The 21,420-nt window shown below is 36.4% G+C and carries 18 protein-coding genes; 13 read left to right on the top strand and 5 right to left on the bottom strand.

Annotated features, from left to right (window positions below):
• Positions 1-25 precede the first annotated feature (25 nt).
• From nhaC to ribB, 10 genes are all read left to right on the top strand, one after another.
• Entirely contained in the window at positions 26-1,504 is a 1,479-nt protein-coding gene (nhaC, locus tag CLV90_RS09845; protein WP_133687316.1) for a Na+/H+ antiporter NhaC, read from the top strand.
• Positions 1,505-1,728: 224 nt separating this feature from the next.
• Entirely contained in the window at positions 1,729-2,373 is a 645-nt protein-coding gene (locus CLV90_RS09840; protein ID WP_133687315.1) for a peroxiredoxin, read from the top strand.
• Between the two features lie 71 nt (positions 2,374-2,444).
• Entirely contained in the window at positions 2,445-2,759 is a 315-nt protein-coding gene (locus CLV90_RS09835) for a thioredoxin family protein (protein ID WP_073246691.1), read from the top strand.
• Positions 2,740-2,997 carry a DUF6952 family protein gene (locus CLV90_RS09830; RefSeq protein ID WP_133687314.1) on the top strand — a complete coding sequence of 86 codons (258 nt, stop codon included), beginning with the start codon at positions 2,740-2,742 and terminating at the stop codon, positions 2,995-2,997. Before CLV90_RS09835 ends, CLV90_RS09830 begins: the two co-directional genes overlap by 20 nt.
• Before the next feature lie 122 nt (positions 2,998-3,119).
• Positions 3,120-3,623: a thiol peroxidase gene (gene tpx, locus CLV90_RS09825; RefSeq protein ID WP_133687313.1), complete on the top strand. Its 504-nt coding sequence runs from the start codon at positions 3,120-3,122 to the stop codon at positions 3,621-3,623.
• 15 nt (positions 3,624-3,638) lie between these two features.
• Positions 3,639-4,004: a diacylglycerol kinase family protein gene (locus CLV90_RS09820; RefSeq protein ID WP_133687312.1), complete on the top strand. Its 366-nt coding sequence runs from the start codon at positions 3,639-3,641 to the stop codon at positions 4,002-4,004.
• A 63-nt stretch (positions 4,005-4,067) separates the two neighbouring features.
• A complete protein-coding gene (locus CLV90_RS09815) occupies positions 4,068-6,449 on the top strand; it encodes an FtsK/SpoIIIE family DNA translocase (protein WP_133687311.1) in 2,382 nt (793 codons plus the stop codon).
• 10 nt (positions 6,450-6,459) lie between these two features.
• A complete protein-coding gene (locus CLV90_RS09810) occupies positions 6,460-7,104 on the top strand; it encodes a LolA family protein (protein WP_133687310.1) in 645 nt (214 codons plus the stop codon).
• Between the two features lie 5 nt (positions 7,105-7,109).
• The gene (locus CLV90_RS09805; protein WP_133687309.1) at positions 7,110-8,618 is read left to right on the top strand and encodes an LptF/LptG family permease; all 1,509 of its coding nucleotides are present in this window, start codon (positions 7,110-7,112) and stop codon (positions 8,616-8,618) included.
• Between the two features lie 2 nt (positions 8,619-8,620).
• Positions 8,621-9,757 (top strand): 3,4-dihydroxy-2-butanone-4-phosphate synthase, encoded by a 1,137-nt coding sequence (gene ribB / locus CLV90_RS09800; protein WP_133687308.1) that lies wholly within the window; start codon positions 8,621-8,623, stop codon positions 9,755-9,757.
• Between the two features lie 4 nt (positions 9,758-9,761).
• On the opposite strand, the gene CLV90_RS09795 is transcribed toward ribB, so the two are convergent.
• The 3 genes from CLV90_RS09795 to CLV90_RS09785 all read right to left on the bottom strand — a co-directional run bounded on the left by CLV90_RS09795 (position 9,762) and on the right by CLV90_RS09785 (position 13,941).
• Complete coding sequence (locus CLV90_RS09795) at positions 9,762-10,955, bottom strand: DegT/DnrJ/EryC1/StrS family aminotransferase (RefSeq protein WP_133687307.1); 1,194 nt, start codon at positions 10,953-10,955, stop codon at positions 9,762-9,764.
• A gap of 38 nt (positions 10,956-10,993) precedes the next feature.
• Positions 10,994-11,749 (bottom strand): sulfite exporter TauE/SafE family protein, encoded by a 756-nt coding sequence (locus CLV90_RS09790; RefSeq protein ID WP_133687306.1) that lies wholly within the window; start codon positions 11,747-11,749, stop codon positions 10,994-10,996.
• Between the two features lie 65 nt (positions 11,750-11,814).
• Complete coding sequence (locus CLV90_RS09785) at positions 11,815-13,941, bottom strand: thioredoxin domain-containing protein (RefSeq protein WP_133687305.1); 2,127 nt, start codon at positions 13,939-13,941, stop codon at positions 11,815-11,817.
• Positions 13,942-14,181: 240 nt separating this feature from the next.
• Here CLV90_RS09785 and CLV90_RS09780 point away from each other — a divergent pair, with 240 nt between their 5' ends.
• The 3 genes from CLV90_RS09780 (at position 14,182) to CLV90_RS09770 (ending at position 17,976) form a co-directional block, all read left to right on the top strand.
• Positions 14,182-15,153, top strand: a complete 972-nt coding sequence (locus CLV90_RS09780) for a succinylglutamate desuccinylase/aspartoacylase family protein (protein WP_133687304.1) — start codon at positions 14,182-14,184, stop codon at positions 15,151-15,153.
• 394 nt (positions 15,154-15,547) lie between these two features.
• Entirely contained in the window at positions 15,548-15,964 is a 417-nt protein-coding gene (locus CLV90_RS09775; RefSeq protein WP_133687303.1) for a Fur family transcriptional regulator, read from the top strand.
• A 44-nt stretch (positions 15,965-16,008) separates the two neighbouring features.
• Positions 16,009-17,976 carry a heavy metal translocating P-type ATPase gene (locus CLV90_RS09770; protein WP_133687302.1) on the top strand — a complete coding sequence of 656 codons (1,968 nt, stop codon included), beginning with the start codon at positions 16,009-16,011 and terminating at the stop codon, positions 17,974-17,976.
• Positions 17,977-18,327: 351 nt separating this feature from the next.
• Here the strand turns inward: CLV90_RS09770 and CLV90_RS09765 are convergent, their stop codons facing one another.
• Together CLV90_RS09765 and CLV90_RS09760 are read right to left on the bottom strand one after the other, a co-directional pair.
• Positions 18,328-20,523, bottom strand: a complete 2,196-nt coding sequence (locus tag CLV90_RS09765; protein ID WP_133687301.1) for a PepSY domain-containing protein — start codon at positions 20,521-20,523, stop codon at positions 18,328-18,330.
• A gap of 380 nt (positions 20,524-20,903) precedes the next feature.
• Positions 20,904-21,389 (bottom strand): DUF2271 domain-containing protein, encoded by a 486-nt coding sequence (locus tag CLV90_RS09760; protein ID WP_133687300.1) that lies wholly within the window; start codon positions 21,387-21,389, stop codon positions 20,904-20,906.
• Positions 21,390-21,420 lie beyond the last annotated feature (31 nt).

Below are 21,420 nucleotides of genomic sequence, written 5' to 3'. Positions count from 1 at the left end.
TACGTAGAAACCAAACTCACTTTTTATGTCAGACCATAGCACCAACGAACACAGGGAAAACGAGCATATCGTTGACAATAAAGAATTAAGCATATTTGCCGCCTTAATTCCAGTTATAGCCCTAGTTGCTATGTTAGCATATAACGTTTATGTATTTGGTGATGACGCTTTAAGTGGCTCAAATCAGTTCATACTTTTATTGGGCGGTGCAGTTGCTGCTATTGTTGGGTTTGCAAATAAAGTATCATACCAACAAATGATTGCCGAAGTAGAAGAGAACATTCGATCTACCACCGGTGCATTATTAATATTACTTATGGTCGGTGCACTGGCAGGTACATGGCTTGTTAGCGGTATTATACCTGCAATGATCTATTACGGACTACAAATTCTTAATCCCACAATATTTTTAGCGGCTTGTGTAATTATTTGCGCTGTGATTTCTGTTGCAACGGGTAGCAGTTGGACAACTTCTGCCACCGTAGGTATTGCATTAATAGGTATCGGAGAAGCTTTAGGTATTTCTTTAGGAATGACCGCTGGTGCCGTATTATCTGGCGCATATTTTGGCGATAAACTTTCTCCATTAAGTGATACTACAAATTTAGCACCGGCAATGGCAGGTGGCGAATTGTTTTCTCATATAAAATATATGCTATGGACCACCGTACCGACAATTTCTGTAACGCTAGTTGTATTTTTAATTATCGGTTTTAGTTTAGAAACTAGCGGAGACGCAGATGTAGATGCTATACTGGCGTCTATCGACTCCTCTTTTGATATTAACGGCTGGTTATTTTTGGTACCTGTAGCGGTTATATTTTTAATCGTTAAAAAGACTCCACCGCTAGCAGCCTTATTAGTAGGTACCTTATTAGCTGCTTTATTTGCTTTAATTTTTCAACCTAACGTAGTTGCGGGTATAACAGGAGCTTCAGAATTAACTTTTCAGTCTGGATACCAAGGTATACTAAAAGCTATAACCGTTAGTACGGATGTGCCAACTGACAATAAAGCATTGAGCGATTTGTTTTCTTCAAAAGGTATGACAGGTATGCTAGGTACCATTTGGCTAATTATCTGTGCCATGTTTTTCGGGGGAATTATGGATGGTATTGGTGCATTGTCAAGAATTACCAAGTCCTTACTCAAAATGGCTAAATCTACATTCGGTCTATTCTTTAGCACAGGTATAAGCTGTATCGTTTTAAACGGTACCGCATCTGATCAGTACTTGGCAATTGTAGTACCAGGAAAAATGTTCTCAAAAGCATTTAAAGATAGAGGTCTAGCACCCGAAAATTTAAGTAGAACCTTAGAAGATACAGGTACGGTAACATCAGTACTAATACCTTACAATACCTGTGGAGCTTACCATAGTGGCGTATTAGGTGTTGGGGTAGCTGAATATTTCGTTTACGCAATCTTCAATTGGTTGAGTCCGATAATGACTTTCATCTTCGCCGGATTCAATATTCAGATTAAAAAATTAGCCGCTAAATAATTTAAAAATCCCATTCTAAGTTATTATCGCTTCAGATAATATATTTCTGTCGATCTGGTAATTTTCAAAGTTAAAAATTATGTAATTCTTACTATAACCTAGCATTACAATCAGCTATTCAAAATAATTATTCTACCATTGAAATTTCTAATTTAGAAAGTCTTCTAACGCGCCATCAAGTCTTAATTTTGCTTTATAATTAATTATAAAACGAAAAATTTATTATGGCATTTGTAGGAAAAAAATTCCCGAATATTAGTGTTAATGCAATGAACGACATGGGCGATACTTTTAAGCTTAATGTGTTAGAAGAAGCTCAAAAAAATAATAAAAAGGTTGTTTTATTTTGGTACCCAAAAGATTTCACTTTTGTATGCCCTACTGAACTTCACGCATTTCAAGCTGCTATAGGTGAGTTCGAAAAAAGAAACACACTAGTAATCGGTGCTTCTTGTGATACTCCAGAAGTACATTTTGCATGGTTAAGCACAGATAAGGACAACGGTGGTATTGAAGGTGTTACTTACCCAATTTTAGCAGATAGCAACCGTAACCTATCTAGCGTTTTAGGTATTTTGGATATTCAAAACGAAGTGTACGACGAAGAAACAGAAACTGTTCAAGTTGAAGGTGACAACGTTACTTACCGAGCTACTTATATTATTGATGAAGAAGGTGTTGTACAACATGAAAGCATCAACAATATGCCGTTAGGTAGAAACGTTGGTGAGTATTTACGTTTGGTAGACGCTTTAACGCACGTACAAGAAAAAGGTGAAGTTTGCCCAGCAAACTGGGAAGAAGGCAAAGATGCCATGTCTGCAAATAGAGACGGTGTTGCTAGCTATCTTTCTGCACACGCAAACTAATAAAAATTTTGAACTAACATGAAGCTCTTTGCTCCATGTTAGTTTTATTAATCCGTAAATAACTTCATATTATGTTATTAGAATTAGAACAAGATAATTTACAGGAAATCATAGATAACAATCCTAATGTTGTAGTACAGTACTCAGCAACTTGGTGTGGCAACTGTAGAATAATGAAGCCAAAATTTAAAAAAGAAGCTTCGCAAAATGAGAACATTACTTTTGTTTTGGCAGATGCAGAGAAATTTCCTGAATCTAGAAAACTGGCAGATGTAAGTAACTTACCTACTTTCGCTTCTTTCGAAAAAGGAAAAATTAAAAATCAGGTTCAGACAAATAAGTACGACCTATTAAAAGATTTGATCAGTGAGATTACCCATAATTAAATTACTGACAGAATTTATTGAAGAAAAAGATAGCGATTACATTCTAGAAACCATCGAAACTTTAGAAGCGTTAACAGAGTTACCTTCTTTAAAAGATGAAGAGCTAGACGTAATCGGTGAACTTATTTCAAATATGTATGGCGCCATAGAAGTTGCGAACAGCATACAGCAAGGGGTACCTAAAAAAGATGCTATGAATCAATTCATGCAACGCGTTTTAGGTTCCATAGATAAATAATAGCTTTCAAAAAAGCATAAAGTCCTTTCAAATTCGAAAGGACTTTTTTTTTACCCTATTCCCTATCGTTTCAACTATATATTTTATAATTTCACGCTTTCAATCTTAAAAAGATAAAAATTATGGCTTCGGTTACACTAAAAGGAAATGAAATACACACTTTAGGAACTTTACCTGCAACAGGTGCAAAAGCTCCAGAATTTCAATTGACTAAAAATGATCTATCTACGGTAAAACTTTCAGATTACGAAGGTTCAAGAGTAGTTTTAAATATATTCCCAAGTGTTGATACTGGCACTTGTGCACAATCTGTTCGTCAGTTCAATAAAGAAGCTGCAGAACTTGATAATACAATCGTTTTATGTATTTCCAAAGATCTACCATTCGCGCAAGCAAGATTTTGTGGTGCAGAAGGAATCGAAAATGTTGAAATGCTATCAGATTTTAAAGATGGTAATTTCGGTAAAGGTTACAGCGTAGCATTTTCTGACGGACCATTAGCTCCATTGCTTTCAAGAGCAGTTGTTGTAGTTGATGAAAAAGGAAATGTATTATACTCTGAGCAAGTAGCAGAAACTACCGAAGAGCCAAATTACAAAGCAGCGTTAGAGGCGTTGATGAACTAATAATAAACGACACTCATGCCAAAAGAATCCTTTTTGGTCAACCGTATTAAAAGTGTTGGCTTTGCCTTTAAGGGCGCCATGCTTTTAATACGTACTGAAGCAAGTATAAAAATTCAAGTTTTCATTGCCATTGTAATGACCGCTCTAGGCTTTTATTTTGACATATCCCATACAGAGTGGATACTTCAAATCTTTGCCATAGCCATGGTTTTAGGCATAGAGGGCATGAATACTGCCGTAGAGAAAATTGCAGATTATATTCAGCCGGAATTTGACGTTAAAATCGGATTTATAAAGGATATTTCGGCAGGGGCTGTCATGTTGGTTTCTATTGCTTCAACTATTATTGGCCTTATCATTTACTTACCTAAAATTATGTAAGCCTTCATATAGTCTTACATAGCTCAGCGTAAATTTGTAATTTAGCATCAGAATTAAGTTTTAATGGCAAAAAAGGCAACTAAATCAAAGCCAAAACCTACTAAAAAAGGATCACCGTTTAAATTATCCAAACAGAATAAAATTATTTTGGGTAGTTTGTTAATACTTTTTAGTATCGCATTGTTCTTCTCGTTTATATCATTTTACTTTAACTGGCAAGATGACCAAAGCTTGTTGTCTGAATTTAAAGATAGAAACGAACTTGCCAAAAACTTATTAAACAAATTCGGCGCCAGCATTAGCCACTTTTTTATGTACAAGGGCTTTGGGTTAGCATCGTTAATTCTACCTTTTCTTATCTGTATTACAGGTATTTACCTCTTTTTAGGCCTTCCTTTAAAAGCATTATTAAAAAAATGGATCTGGGGTCTATTATTCATTATTTGGATTTCAATCGCCCTAGGTTTCTTTGCCACCACTAGCCCACTCTTAGGCGGATTGGTTGGTTTTGAAATGAATGATTTCTTACAAGATTATGCTGGTAAAATTGGAGTGCTATTGTTATTGGTATTCGGACTCATATTTATTCTAGTGCGATTATTTGAAGTTACCCCTGAGGGAATTTCATCATTCTTTAAAACAAGAAAAGAAGCTATTTCTACTGAGTTTAAGGCGAACCAAGAACGAAAAGCAAGCAGAAAGAAAGAGCAACAAGAACAAGAGGAAGAAGATTTACTAATACGTTCGTTAGAAGAAGAAGCTCCTGTAATTATAGATACCTACACCCATAAAACTGAAATTCCGCATTTAGAAAAGGAGGTGTCAGATTTTGAAATTACCGCTCCAGAACCCGAAGAGACATTGGCTATGGAGGTTGAGCATGTCATTGAAGAACCAGAAGAAATTGATATTCTTGCCAATAAACTTGTAGATGATTTTGGAGAGTTCGACCCAACTTTAGAGTTAGGAAATTACAAATTCCCACATATAGACCTTTTAGACCAACACGGTGCAACTGGCGGTATTACTATTAATCAAGAAGAATTAGAGGAAAATAAAAATAAGATTGTTGAAACTTTAAAAAACTATAAAATTGGTATTGCCCAAATAAAGGCAACCATTGGTCCAACGGTTACCTTATACGAAATAGTACCAGAAGCGGGTGTAAGAATATCGAAGATTAAAAATCTTGAAGATGATATTGCACTATCATTAGCGGCATTGGGTATTCGTATTATCGCTCCTATTCCTGGTAAAGGAACAATAGGCATTGAAGTACCGAACAAAAACGCATCTATAGTATCTATGCGTTCGGTGATTGCCTCTAGCAAATTTCAAAAAGCAGAAATGGAATTACCAATCGCATTCGGTAAGACCATTAGTAATGAAACCTTTGTTGTCGATTTAGCTAAAATGCCACACTTACTAATGGCAGGTGCTACCGGACAAGGTAAATCTGTTGGTTTAAATGCGGTACTTACATCGTTATTATATAAAAAGCATCCGGCAGAAGTGAAATTCATTTTGGTCGATCCTAAGAAAGTTGAACTAACACTTTACAATAAAATAGAGCGTCATTTCTTAGCTAAACTTCCAGATTCTGAAGAGGCTATAATTACAGATAATACAAAAGTAATTCACACTTTGAATTCACTTTGTATTGAAATGGATAATAGATATGAACTGTTGAAATTAGCGATGGTTCGTAACCTTAAAGAATACAACACTAAGTTTAAGGCAAGAAAACTGAATCCGAATGACGGACACAAATTTTTACCATACATCGTTTTAGTTATTGATGAGTTTGCCGATTTGATCATGACCGCTGGTAAAGAAGTAGAAACGCCCGTAGCAAGACTTGCACAATTGGCGAGAGCAATTGGTATACATTTGATTATAGCAACGCAAAGACCATCTGTAAACGTTATTACAGGTATCATCAAAGCCAACTTCCCCGCGAGGTTAGCTTTTAGAGTAACTTCTAAAATAGATTCAAGAACTATATTAGATACCGCAGGTGCCGATCAATTAATTGGTAGAGGAGATATGTTATTTACGCAAGGTAACGATGTCACCCGTATTCAATGTGCATTTGTAGACACCCCTGAGGTGGCTAAAATAGTTGATTTCATTGGAGGCCAACGTGCTTACCCCGATGCGCATGAATTACCTGAATACGTTGGCGAAGATTCTGGCACGAGTCTTGATAATAACGTCTCTGAAAGGGATGCAAAGTTTCGCGAAGCTGCTGAAGTTATCGTAATTGCTCAACAAGGTTCAGCCTCATTAATTCAACGTAAATTGAAATTAGGATACAACAGAGCCGGTAGAATTATTGATCAATTAGAAGCCGCAGGCATTGTAGGTCCGTTTGAAGGTAGTAAGGCAAGACAGGTTTATGTAGCTGACATGGTTGCCCTTCAACAAATTTTGGATAATGAATAATATTATAAAGATGAAGAAAATTATTATTGTTTTGACGATTATGCTTACAGCAACCTTTGTAAATGCACAAGGTTCAGATAAAGCAAAAGCACTATTAGATGAAGTTTATAACAAAGTACAGAGTTATGACAACATCTTTGTAGACTTTAAATTCGATTTAAAAAATGCAGATGCAGGTATTAACCAAGAAACAAGAGGTGATGTTACCCTTGCAGGCAATAAATACATGTTCAATTACTTAGGTTCTCAACAAATTTTTGACGGGAATAAAGTATATACTATTGTACCAGAAAACGAAGAAGTTACTATCGAAGACAAGTCTGATGATGAAAACGCTATGACCCCTTCAAAAATGTTGACTTTCTACAAAGAAGGGCACAATTATGCTTGGGATATTCTACAGGATATTCAAGGCAGAAAAATACAATATGTAAAATTGACTCCTATCGATTCTGACACCGAAATTAAATCGAGATTATTAGGTATTGATATGGGCACTAAGCACATTTACAACTTAATTGAAACAGGCAAAAACGGTACAAAAACAACGATCACTGTTAATTCTTTTAAAACAGATCAAACATTGTCCGAAACCTTATTTACTTTTGATGAAGCTAAATATAAGGATGAAGGCTATTTCATTCTAAGAAATTAGAACTATTGAGAATTCTAGACCGATATATCCTATCAAGGTTCGTCTTTAATTTTGTCAGTTCGTTTGTAATATTGATGTTCATCTTCATATTCCAAACGATTTGGCTTTTTATTGATGATTTGGCGGGAAAAGGTTTAGACATTGTCATTATTGGTAAGTTCTTGTTTTATTTAATGCCAGATCTTACCGAAAAAGTACTGCCGCTTACCGTACTTTTATCTTCCATTTTAACCTTTGGCTCAATCGCAGAAAATTATGAATTCGCTGCCATGAAGGCATCAGGTATTTCTCTGCAGCGCTCTATGTTGAGTTTAATCATATTCGTGACCCTCTTAGGTGGTGTCACTTTTTTCTTTGCCAATAACGTCATCCCCCTATCACAACGAAAAATATATAACCTTCGTAGAAATATTGCCAAGGTAAAACCAGCTGCAGTAGTATCCGAAGGAGTTTTTAGTGATTTTGAGGGCATGAACATTAAGGTAGATGAGAAGTATGGCGATAATGACCGTTTTCTTAAAAACGTAATCATCCATAGAAAATCTGCAAACAACCTAAACACTACCGTTATTAAATCTAAAACGGGAGAATTAATAAGCAGCGAAGAGTCTGACCTTATTCAACTGGTATTAAAAGACGGTCATTACTATGAGGATATCACCTCTAAAAGCAATGATAGCAAAATGAAATTCCCCTTTGCTCAAGCAGATTTCGATACTTACACCATGAATATTGAAATACCTGAAATTAATAATGACGAGTTAGAAGAAGAGCGAGATATTAGTACCGATAAAATGAAAAATATTTCTCGTCTATCGAAAGATATAGATTCACTACGAGGCGATAATTATCGGGTTGTACGTGCATTTTCTAAAAATGTGGAAAGCAGAACAGGTATGTTCGTGCCCCTAGTCGCTAAAAATATAGATTCCACAAAAAGCCAGAAAATTACTAAAAAAGATAGTCTCTTTAATATAAAAGCCGAAAAATCAAAGGCAAATTTAGTTCTGCAAGACTCTATTCAAGATAATATACTAATGCTTTTCCCCGATTGGCAACAGATACAAATCTTAAGTAGCGCTAAAAATGCCACCACAAGTATATTGGGTACCGTGAGTGGCAAAAAAGAAGAAATGCAAAAGAGATATAAAATTTACAACATGCATATTCTTTCACTTCACAATAAATATGCATTAGCATTCTCTTGTATTATTCTATTCTTCGTAGGCGCTCCGTTAGGTGCAATTATCAGAAAAGGAGGATTAGGATTGCCTATGGTAATCGCCATAGTACTCTTTTTAATTTATTATTTTATAGGAGTTTTTGCAGGAAACTATGCTAAAGAAGGCAATATACACCCAATGTTAGGTGCTTGGCTTTCTACGTTGATTATGCTGCCTCTAGGGTTCATTTTAACCAAAAGAGCCACAGAGGATAAAGGAATGATGGATTTCGGATTTATAGCCGATTTCTTCAAAAAAATATTTAAGAAAAAAGATAAAGCTGATTCATAACCATGACAGATCTTAGTACCATACAATTGAATACGATAGAAGAAGCGATTGAAGATATACGCGCCGGTAAGGTAATTATCGTCGTTGATGATGAAAATCGTGAAAATGAAGGAGATTTTTTAGCAGCAGCTGAACTTGCTACACCAGAGACGGTCAATTTTATGGCAACTCACGGGAGAGGTCTTATATGCGCTCCCTTAACTGAAGGTCGTTGTAAAGATTTAGGTCTACATATGATGGTCAGCACCAATACAGACCCTTTAGAAACTGCTTTTACGGTATCTGTAGATTTAAGAGGAAAAGGAGTTACCACAGGTATTTCTGCCGGTGATAGGTCTAAAACTGTTATTGCATTAACCGAAAGTGATACAAAACCCCATGATTTAGCGAGACCAGGACATATTTTTCCGTTAGTAGCTAAAGAAGGTGGCGTTCTAAGAAGAACAGGCCACACCGAAGCTGCCATTGATTTTGCACGACTAGCAGGATTACAACCAGCCGGAATCATTGTAGAAATCATGAATGAAGATGGTACCATGGCACGCCTACCTCAATTGGTAGATGTTGCGAAAAAGTTCAATCTTAAAATTGTTTCTATCGAAGATCTTGTTGCCTATAGAATGGAGCATGACAGCTTAATCGACAAAGAAGTTGATTTTGATATTACCACTCGTTTTGGCGAATTTAGATTACGAGCTTATAAGCAAACTACAAATAATCATATTCATATTGCATTAACTAAAGGTTCTTGGTCTTCGGATGAAAAAATCTTAACCAGAATCAACTCTACCCTTATCAACAATGATATTTTAGGAACGTTGACACATAACCCAGACGAAAAGCTAGAGGATATGTTCAATAAAATCAATGAAGAAGGTAAAGGAGCAATTGTTTTCATCAATCAAGATTCAGAATCTCTTAATTTACTTTCTAGGTTAAAAGAATTGAAAGAATTGCAAAAACAAGGCGTTCACAAAGCACCTAAAATAGAAATGGATAATCGTGACTTCGGAATCGGAGCTCAGATACTACATGATTTAGGGATTCACAAAATGAAATTGATGACCAATAGCACCCAATCAAAGCGCGTAGGTATTATTGGTTATGGTTTAGAAATTTTAGAATACGTGAAGTATTAAAGTTTTAAATAAACTTTTCTAATACATCTTTCATTTTTGCTGCACGTTCAACAACCTCTTCATCTGTCCAGCTTAGCTTAACCAGACACGAGATGGTTCTTCCTATCCACGCATCAGATTTTGAAAAATCCGATTTCGAATAGTCAGGTAACTGATTCACAATCTCTTGCGGCAACTTACCTAAAGATCTTTTATGGGTTAAATGCTCCCACTTTTTGTAGTAATGCCAGTTATTATCAAACCAATAAAAACAAGCATCTACACCAGCTTCACTTAAAGCTGCATGTGCCTTTTTTGCTATTTCTGTAGTTGGCAGAAAGAAAGAGATAAACGAATAATTCTCCACTCCCCCTTCTGGCACTTTTCTAAACGTGATATTAGAAAGCGGGGATAATGAATCTCTTAAAACGGTGTAATTTTTCTTTTGAATAGACAGGAAATTATCTAGTCGCTCAATTTGCGCACAACCTACAGCTGCATGCAATTCTGAAATTCTATAATTATATCCTAAAAACGGATGTGTCTCCGTTCCGCGATTGTTACCCACATGATCATGACCGTGATCGGAGTAATGATCTGCATTCGTTTTATATTGTTCGTTGTTGGTTATAATTGCTCCGCCTTCTCCACAAGTTATCGTTTTCACGTAATCAAAAGAAAAACAACCTAAATCTCCATAACTACCCAAAGGCTTACCGTCATAACTACCACCAATTGCCTGACAGGCATCTTCTAACAGCAATAAATGATGTTTATCACAAATAGCCTTCAATGCACCCAAATCTGCCATAGAACCGCACATATGAACCGGCATGACTACTTTGGTCCTATCGGTAATAGCGCTTTCTACAGCCGCCGGATCTAAAGTCAGCGTATCATCTACATCTACCAAGATAGGAATTGCACCAATAGCCAAAATAGATTCAAAACTAGCTACAAATGTAAAAGTTGGCATTATGACTTCGTCACCAGCCCCAACACCTGCACTTGCAAGCGCAACTGTTAACGCTGCAGTACCACTACTTACCAATTGTGAATACTTAGATTCCATGCGCTTAGATAAAGCCTCCTCAAGTTCTAATGCCTTCCAATGGTTATTTCGCATTCCGTCAAAGCCGTAACGCATTAATACCCCAGAATCTAGAACATCTTGAACTTGACTTTTCTCACTCTCTCCAAACAACTCAAAACCTGGCATGCTATCTATTTTATATTATACTACAAATCTTGTTTAAATTATTGGTAAAACCAAAGTTTTACTGCTAGTATCGATACCATAAATATCAAGAACTTTTTCACGAAGCCATCACCCATATTTACAGACACCCTACTAGCTACCCAAGCACCACTGCCATTACCAATTGCCAGTATTAAACCAATTTTCCAATTCACTTGATCATTCCAAGCAAATACAACCAGTGCCGAAACCATATACATAAATACAACAGCAACTTTCGTCGCATTAGAACGCACCAAGGTCATTCTATTTACATAATGTAGAAATAGTATGATAATAAAACCAAGTCCCGCATTAATGAATCCGCCATAAATCCCGAAAAAGAAAAAAGCAATAATCCCGAGCCACAAGTATTTACCATTAAGTCGTTCTTGAATTTCTTTCATTCCAATTTTTGGTCCGAATGCTACTATCAGAACTACGCAAATCATTACAATAGCAAGAATTCTGTTAAACAGTGCCGCACTAATATCAACCGCCAAACGAGCTCCGATAATAGAACCGAAAAATGCAGCGCATCCTAAGTACATATTAAATGGAAATGTAGAGACCCCTTTACTTTTGAATCCTGCAGTAGCTACAGCAGTTTGAAAAATTACCGCTACCCTATTTGTACCGTTTGCTAATGTAGAAGGTAACCCCAAAAAGATTAAGATTGGTAACGAAAGTAGAGAGCCACCGCCAGCAATTGTATTGATAAAACCAACAACAAAACCAACAAGAATCAATAAAGGATAGGCATACCATTCTTCCATACAAAACGCTGTAAATTTAAACCAGAACAGCAACAATGGCTATTAAAGATCAACTAGTCATAAAACTATTTAAAACCCTGATAACCAAAAGATTTCATCTGATCATAGGCGCCAGAAACTGTTTTTACAGGTAGTTTACAGGTATTGTTCTGACATACATAAATAAAGGTTTCATCTTCATCAAAACGATCTTTAAAAAGAGAAATATCACTCTCAACAGTAGAACCTACGATAATCGAATTAACAATGTATGTGCTGTTTATTTCTGACAACATACCTTTCGCATCTTTACCGACAACCACTATTTCATAAAAAGGATATACTTGTTGCAAAAGCAAAGACCCCCAAGCGCCATAGCTTACAGCGTGACTTTCAAAATCATCTGTAATTAAAGACCCCATTACCGCTGCCTTTTTCAAATATTCGGTATTGTATTCTAAATGACCAATTCGTAAAAAATTCTGTGCCATAATAGCATTTGCAGAAGGTACCACCCCATCAGAAGTATTAATGATACTCGGCACCAAATCACTAGAAACATTATAAAAGAACAACTCAGAAGTACTCTTATATTTTTCCGATCCTATATTCATTAACTCTTTTGAAGTCTGTAGATACGAGATGTCTAAAGTGACTTCGTACAAGGCAAAGGCACTTTTGGCTAGAAAAGCATAATCTTCTAAGAATACCTCTTTCTGCTTACTATCTTTTGTATAAGAATGCACCAATTGTGTGTCTTTATAATTGTACTCATTTAAATAGTTAAAAACCGACACTGCCTCGGTTAAATATTTCTCATCACCAAAAGCCTTGTATGCTTCTAAAAGTCCGTCAATTAAAAGAGCGTTCCATGAGGTTATGATCTTAAAATCTTTGGTAGGCTTTTCTCTTTCTTGTCGCGCTTGATACAAGGTCGATTTCCAACTCTCCTTTTTCTTATCAAAGGCTTCTTCGCTTATTTCAAAAGCTTTTAAAATTTCACCTTTAGAAGTGGTATTGTTCAATACAAAGTTTCCATCTTCCCAAACCTGACTATCCTCAATATTGAAGTATTTGGAGAATAATTCAAAGTCATCACCTAATAACGACTGCAGTTCTTCCTTCTTCCAAACATAATAAACTCCTTCCTCCCCATTGGTATCAGCATTCATAGCACTAAAATAACCTCCATCTTCATTTCGCATTTCAGTCTTTAAAAATTTTAGCGTTTCCTCTACCTTTGCTTTATATTCCTTGTTACCTGTCAATTTATAGGATTTTGATAGTAAATACACGAGTTGTGCATTATCATACAGCATCTTTTCAAAATGTGGCACCTTCCAAGTATTATCAGTGCTATATCTAAAAAATCCGCCATCTACGTGATCATAGATTCCACCATGAATCACCTTATCTAACGTATTAATAACATGATTTTCAGCTTCGCTATTTTGTTGCAGCACGGCATAATCTAATAACATGGTCAAATTAGCAGGTAGTATAAATTTCTGTTGCCCGAGGTTACCACCCCATTGTTTGTCCCAAACAGTAGCCCACTCCGTAATACCGTTCACAAACTTATCTGGTGTAATGGCATTCGCCGATTGTTTTGCTGGCTGCTCATAAACCTCTTGTACACCATCTGCCAACATGGTGGCATACTCCGTCATTTTCTCAGGATTCTTTTCATATTCAGAACTGAATTTGACTAGAATATTCTTCCATTCTTCTTTCTCAAAATATGTACCTAAAAACACCGGACTCCCATTAGGCATAATAATGGCATTCATAGGCCACCCACCCGTTCCGTTTACCAATTGCAGTGCAGTCTGGTACACCATATCAATATCTGGTCGTTCTTCGCGGTCTACCTTAATACTAACAAACTTATCGTTCATAAGTGTAGCTACTCCGGTATCTTCAAAAGATTCCTCTTCCATAACATGGCACCAGTGGCAGGTAGAATACCCCACACTTAAAACTACAAGCTTATTTTCTTCGGATGCTTTTTTAAAAACATCTTCAGACCAAGCTTTCCAATCTACAGGGTTATGCGCATGCTGTAATAAATACGGACTAGTTTCATGTATAAGATCATTAGTGAATTCGTGATTTCCAATCTCTACACCATCACTTACATTCTTATTTTGATCTTTACAAGAACTTAAAACCAGCACACCAATAAGAATAAAAAACAAGCTATTAATCTTCATAAGTCTCTAATATAGATTCAAAGATATATTTAATTATTACGAATTACTGTAGAGCCATAATTTAACAAAAGTTGATGAAATTTAAAGTTTAAAAAAGCAATATTATTTCATACTTAAGTCAATCTAGAAAATAACTTTTTGAATCCTATATACATGATTAAACACTAATTTTACCGATTACAATATACCAAACTGCAACCTTTTCGGTTATAGTAGAAATCTTAATGTAGGCAATACGAGATGTTTAATAAAAAATACACACTTTTAGGCGAAACCATTCAGAAAGGCAAAGGTGCCCAGTTGAATTTAGATATCGCAAAACTACACACCAGAACCAAAATTGAAGTTCCGGTAATTGTACAGCGCGGTAAAAAAGACGGTCCTACCCTATTGATTACAGGTGGAATTCACGGTAATGAAATTAACGGTGTAGAAATTGTTAGGCAAATCGTCTCTAAAAAATTCAACCGTCCAGAATGCGGTATGGTTATTTGTATTCCTGTTGTAAATATATTCGGCTTCTTAAATCAGACACGTCAGTTTCCAGATGGTCGAGATTTAAACAGAGTTTTCCCTGGCAGCTTAAGAGGATCATTAGCGAGCCGCTTTGCGTACCACTTGATAAAAGATATCGCTCCGGTTATAGATTACTGCATAGATTACCATACGGGTGGTGACAGCCGTTTTAACGCTCCACAGATTAGAATTGATAGCGACGATGTTGACGGATTAGCGTTAGCAAAAGTTTTCGGTGCTGAATTCATTGTAAAATCTGCCGGAAGAGAAAAATCGTTTCGTGAAACTTTACATCAGTTGGATAAAAAAGTATTGCTATACGAAGGTGGAAAATCGCTTCATATCGATAGCGAAATAACCGATACTGGTATTGTTGGTGCACTGCGGATGATGCAACATTTAGGTATGCGAAATTTCGAGGAAGAATTAGGCGAATATGCATTAAAAGAAACCGTACCGAAATTGGTTCACGCTTCTAAATGGGTTCGAGCAAAACATTCTGGTATGTTTCACCCGACAATCAAAATCGGACAAGCAGTAAAAAAGGGAGAAGAAATAGGAAGCATTTCTGGTCCGTTCGGCTATTTTGAAAAGAAAATAAAAGCCAAAGAAACAGGATATGTAATTTGCATCAACGAATCACCAATTGTGAATCAGGGCGACGCTATTTTCCATATTGCATACAATGTGGAGTAGACTTCATAACCATTTCAATTTTTACTAATTAAAGGTCAAAAAGTTAAAGATCATCTACAATTAAAATCAGCTATCTTACTGACTAAAGGATCATTAACCTTTCACTAAAAACCACAACTACCAACTCGATAATTGAAGTAATTACAGATAAAACCTCATCATTTTTAAGTTGAGTAATTATCATAATTCATCAATTCCCTTGACAAAACTCTTTATTCTTAAAAAATGAATTCTCGTCACCTAATTTGTCGTTTTTTCAGCACTTTACAACAAAAATAGAGTGCTATTGAATACTCGAAATTGCTTAATTTAAAGTTAAAGATCCTCTCAAGTTGAAATCTTTTAAAACATTGATTACATTAGTGTTAAGCGTATTTCAAAACCTAGTTTTTACATGACTGAAGTAGAAAAAACATTAGATAACAAAAGTGTACGACCAACCGCTATGCGTATTCTTATCTACAAATTTATGGCTAGTAAGAATACAGCCGTTGCATTGACCGATATTGAGAATGCTTTTGAAAAAGCGGAGCGAACTACACTATACAGAACTTTAAAAACATTTGAAGAAAAAGGTATTGTTCATCAAATAGATGACGGCACCAATATATCAAAATTTGCATTATGTCAACCAGGTTGCAATTGCGAGATTGATCAAGATCTGCACTTACATTTTCACTGTAGCCATTGCGACAAAACCGTTTGCTTAACCGAACATAAAATTCCGCATATAAATTTACCCGCAGTCTATATTGCCGAAGATGCCAATTTGGTCATTAAAGGCATATGCGATTCGTGTAGCGACCATTAAATGCACTTCTGTTGCATGATCTCTTTTCAGACCTTGCAGGTATTATGAAAAAGAAGAAAATAGATCCACAAACATTTACAGCACCCCAAAGTTCTTGTGGCCATTGCTGTGGTGACGAACATACGCACGAAGCACCACAACACACAACAAACTTTAAAATATACCTACCAGCAATTATCAGCTTTATCATGCTCGTTATTGGCATGATGGTAGACTATTTTAATACCCTACCATTCTTTGAAGGCTACATACGTTTAGCTTGGTATATCGCGGCATACATTCCCGTGGGTTCACCAGTCTTAAGAGAAGGTTGGAAAAGCATCAAAAAAGGAAATTTCTTTACCGAATTCTTTTTAATGGGTGTTGCGACAATCGGGGCATTTGGTATTGGCGAATATCCAGAAGGTGTTGCAGTAATGGTGTTCTACGCAGTGGGTGAACTTTTTCAAAGTGCTGCGGTTCAACGTGCTAAAGGCAGTATTAAAGCTTTACTTGATCTACAACCGGATCAAGCCTTGGTTTTTCGTAATCATGAATTTATTTCTGCATCTCCAGAAGAGGTTAATGTGGGAGAAAAAATACAAGTCAGGGTTGGGGAGAAAGTCCCGCTAGACGGCATATTACGCTCAGAAAAGGGATTGTTTAATACCGCAGCATTAACAGGAGAAAGCAAGCCTGATGCCCATAAAAAAGGAGATGCTATTTACAGCGGAAGCATCAATTTAGACGGAGTTATTGAAATTGAAACCACTAAAGTTTTCAAAGACAGTTCTATTGCACGTATTCTAGATATGGTACAAAATGCCACCGCCCGCAAATCAAAGACAGAACTCTTTATTCGAAAATTCGCAAAGGTCTATACACCTATTGTTACGTATCTAGCTATTGCCCTTACATTTTCACCTTACTTTTTTGTCGAGAATTACGTCTTTCAAGATTGGTTGTATCGTGCTTTAATATTCTTGGTTATCTCTTGCCCTTGTGCCTTGGTAATTTCTATTCCCTTAGGGTATTTTGGCGGACTGGGAGCAGCTTCACGAAACGGAATACTGTTTAAGGGCGCATCTTTCTTAGACACCATGACCAAAGTAAATACAGTGGTTATGGACAAAACAGGCACCGTAACCAAAGGTGTTTTTAAGATTAAGGATCTTATTAAAGATCAGATCTTTACCGAAGACGAATTCATGAAGTACTTGATTGCTATTGAAGAACAATCTACACACCCTATTGCGAAGGCAATTTTAGAATATAAGATTGACGGAGATAAGTTCAAAGCAACAGATGTCATCGAAATTGCAGGTAAGGGATTGAAAGGAACCGTCAACAAAAAATTGGTTTTAGTGGGAAATAAAGCCTTGATGACCGCGAACCAAATTGAAGTCCCAAATGAAACTGATGCCATTGTAGCCTCTATAGTAATGATGGCGATAGACGGAAAATTTGCTGGCTATGTTACTATTGCCGATGAATTAAAAGAAGATGCTTTAGAAGCAATCAAAGAAATGCGCAAAGCGGGAATTGATAAAATTATTATGCTTTCGGGGGATAAAGATTCCATCACCCAACAAATAGCACAACAATTAGGTATTGATTGGGCAAAAGGCGGATTACTACCTGAAGAGAAACTAGAAGAAGTAGCAAAACTTAAAAAGAACCCAAACGCCAAGATTGCCTTTGTCGGCGACGGAATTAATGATGCTCCCGTTCTTGCTATTAGTGATGTCGGTATTGCCATGGGCGGATTAGGTAGTGATGTCGCCATTGAAACTGCCGATGTCATCATACAAAATGATCAGCCTTCTAAAATTGCCACAGCTATTAAAATCGGGAATTCTACTCGAAAAATTGTGTGGCAAAATATTGCTCTGGCGTTTGGTGTTAAGCTTATAGTATTAGCCATGGGTGCTGGCGGAGTCGCAACGATGTGGGAAGCGGTTTTTGCCGATGTTGGTGTTGCATTATTAGCAATTTTGAATGCGGTGCGTTTGCAGAAAATGCAGTGGGAATAAGCGTAATTACGAACGTAGTGAAGTAATCTGTTTATTGGTAGACTAAAAACTCACTTAGTGTAGAAATTAGGCAGATTGCTTCGTCGCGAAAAAGCTCCTCGCAAAGACGAAACTTAATGTCACTTCTAGCGCAGTCGAGAACTTTGAAGTTAGAATCGCACAAGCATTGCATTTCGACTGCGCTCAATGTGACATCGTGACCCCAAATTCAAATATTGCACAAATTCAACAGATTGCTTCGTCGCGAAAAAGCTCATCGCAAAGACTTCATTCTGATCAATTGTAACACAGAACTCACATACTACCTAAATTAAGCAGATTGCTTCGTCGCGAAAAGCTCCTCGCAATTCGTTAGTAGCAATCTGTTTTTAATTGATCGCTTTTTTCAAAGGCTTCGAAAGTGATTGCTTGATTTCCTTCTAGTATTTTTTCGATGACATCTAGAACATCATGTTGCATGGCTAATGATCCGCAAATCATAATGGTACCATTTAAGTTGATGGTTTTTAAAATTAAATCTTTTTGTTCGAAAACAGCATCTTGAACATATTGCTTTTTTCCTTCTCTTGAGAAAGTGGTGAATATTTTTAAATTTTCACGATTTGAGGCAGCTTTTTGTAAAACGGAATTATAAATCTCCATAGAGGCTTCTGATCGCCCTCCCCAGAACATCGAGATATTCTGAGTTGTATTTTCTGAAATCACCCCTAAGAACGGAGCTATGCCGGTGCCATTTGAGATGAAAATTGAATTTTTTGAATTTTCCGGAAAATGGAAATGTTGGTTTCGGTCTATGGCAGCTTTTATTGTTTCTCCAACTTTTAATCCGAAAAGAAAATTAGAACCGCTACCTAATTTGTGTTTTTTAATACTTAATAAAATTTCATCTTCAATTCGAGCAATTGAATATTGACGAACCGTATCATCTGCATTCGGAAAAATAGCTAACAGATCTCCCGATGTAAAATCAATTTTAGATTGTGGTTTCAATTTCAACAAAAAAGTATCATCACAATTCAATTCCGTTCGTTCCACCACCTCGAAATCTATTTTCTTATATTTCTTTTTCTTAACAAGTGGTCTTTCTACAGGAATTGTGAATCCGACTTTAGAGGCGTATTGAATCATCCACAGTTCAAAAGAATCAAAATCGGATTTATTAATTTTAAAAAGTGGCAATTGCTGTTGAAAGCTTTCAGCTGCTGATAATTGATTGTCTATCTCAATTGCAAACTTGCAGTAATCAGGATAATCTAAAGAACCAAAACCAATAACTGAAAAGTCAATATTATTCGGTTGCTGTATCGTAGAAAATACCGCAGAGAATTTACGGGCATTCGTTGGTGGCTCTCCTTCGCCATATGTAGAAGTGAAAACGATTATGTTTTTTGCCTTCGCATAAGTGGTATAGGTATTAAGCTCTGTTAAATAGACCTTCTTACCAGTTTGCAATAATCCGTTATAGAAACGCTGTGCAAAATCGAATGCAGTACCACTCTCCGACCCTACTAAAATTATATACTCACATTCATCTTTATCTAATACCTGGGCAATTCGTTTTCCTTTCTTTCTACGCCTCAAAGTCATTACAAATCCTGAATACATAAAAAACAAAATAGATACACTGGCAAGTAATAAAATTATGGACCAAATGACATTGCCTTCACCCGTATGCAATACCAAACTTAAGCGCGAAACCAAAGTCACAAAAGGGAAATCGCCACTACGCATTATGGCTCCGGTTTGCTGATTCACTTCTACTTCCCTATCCTGCAACGCAATTACGTAATATTCTTCGGGATCATCTGAAAAAGGAAATTCAACTTGTCGAACTGCCGCTAAAGTAGTTTCCTTAAAAAAGGGCACTTCTTTTATATTGTTATATGCTTTGGAATTTTCATTTACGGCAAGCTCTTGTTGTTCAACTTTAGCATCAGGCAACAGATTAAACTTTTCGGCAGATAAATACACTCCCGTTACGGCAAGAATTACAATAGGAATAAAGAACCAACGACTTAACACCACATGGTATCGTAGTTCAAAATAATCTTTCTGGACTTTTGAGAATAATTTCAAGAATCCGCCTTGGCGCTTAGCAAGCAAAACTAAGCCTGTAATAGCAATTATAGCTAAGAGTAAAGAAATAAGACCGACAAAGAAACGACCTATACTTTTTAAAAATAATGATCGGTGTACATTGGTCGCGAAGGTATACAGGTATGGACGCTCTTCCACTTCACCCAACTGTTCACCAGTAATGGGATTTACATAGACATCTAACGTTTCCATATCCATCGTCAGTACAGAAGCCTTTACGAAACCCGACGATTCTACTTCTAAATCCAACACTTCGTCATAGGTATTCTTTAAAGCATCGATGGTAGTAGCCAATGACACCTCTTCTAAATTTTCTACCGCATAGCCCTTTGCTTGATGAGAAATGGGTTCAACCGCCAAAATGATTCCCGTAACAGAAGCCACTATCAAGAATAGCGAAGAAACCAGGGCAAGCGTAAGATGGCTATAGCGCCAAATAGAAATTGTCATACGAAGTAAAATAAATAACCTTGGGACAAGCCCTTGAGGCATTGAATTGAAAACATAATTAATATTTCGACGCAAGCGTCGGAGCATTTAAATCTCGATTATCGAGTAATTTTATAACCTTATATTATTTAAAAACTTCCAGAATGACTGTACTAAGTCATTCTGGAAGCGTGATTGTAATTGTAAAAATAAACACACTAACTATAAAACATTATTACGGACCCGCCTAATCGCATGGCAGGCGAAGTCAAAAATTCTTAAGTTAGCATCTAACACACCTGGCATTTCGACTGCGCTAAATGTGACACGCTAACATGCTGACCCTATTTGACAGATTGCTTCGTCGCGAAAAGCTTCTCGCAAAGACGTTTTAATAATCTTTATTGAGGTAACATGCGTACGTAGCGAATGAATCCTTTACCCTCTACTTTAGTTGTTAAATTTTCAGTCGTTAGCGGGAACTGAATATCATCTGCATAATACCCTTGATCCTCTACAGAAGTTTCAAAACGAAGGCTATACCCTTTATCTATTTTATCCGTAGGAATTTGCAAAACATTTAATGCACGTTCTCCTCCACTGATGGTCTCACCAGAAATAGCATCTATATTCGGTCGATTTTTTCCGTAGAAATTCCACCATTCTGTAATTTCACTGTACCACTCGCTGTCTTTACCTTGCACGTATATAGTCTCTACATATTCATTATCGGCATCAACGATAGATACGATCAAATAAGCACCTTCACCAGAATAATTTGTTAATTGAATAAGACACTTTACAGGCGTTTTATCTACCGGTGTATATGCTGTCAACAAAGACCCGACCAATAGCAATGCCGGAATGTATTTTAAAAATCTTTTCATCTATATATAAGTTTATAAATATGTATCGTTA

The sequence above is a fragment of the Maribacter spongiicola genome, from assembly GCF_004364165.1.
Lineage (GTDB): Bacteria > Bacteroidota > Bacteroidia > Flavobacteriales > Flavobacteriaceae > Maribacter > Maribacter spongiicola.
Note: the sequence above shows the minus strand (reverse complement) of the source record. Positions and strands in the feature narration are given on the sequence as shown.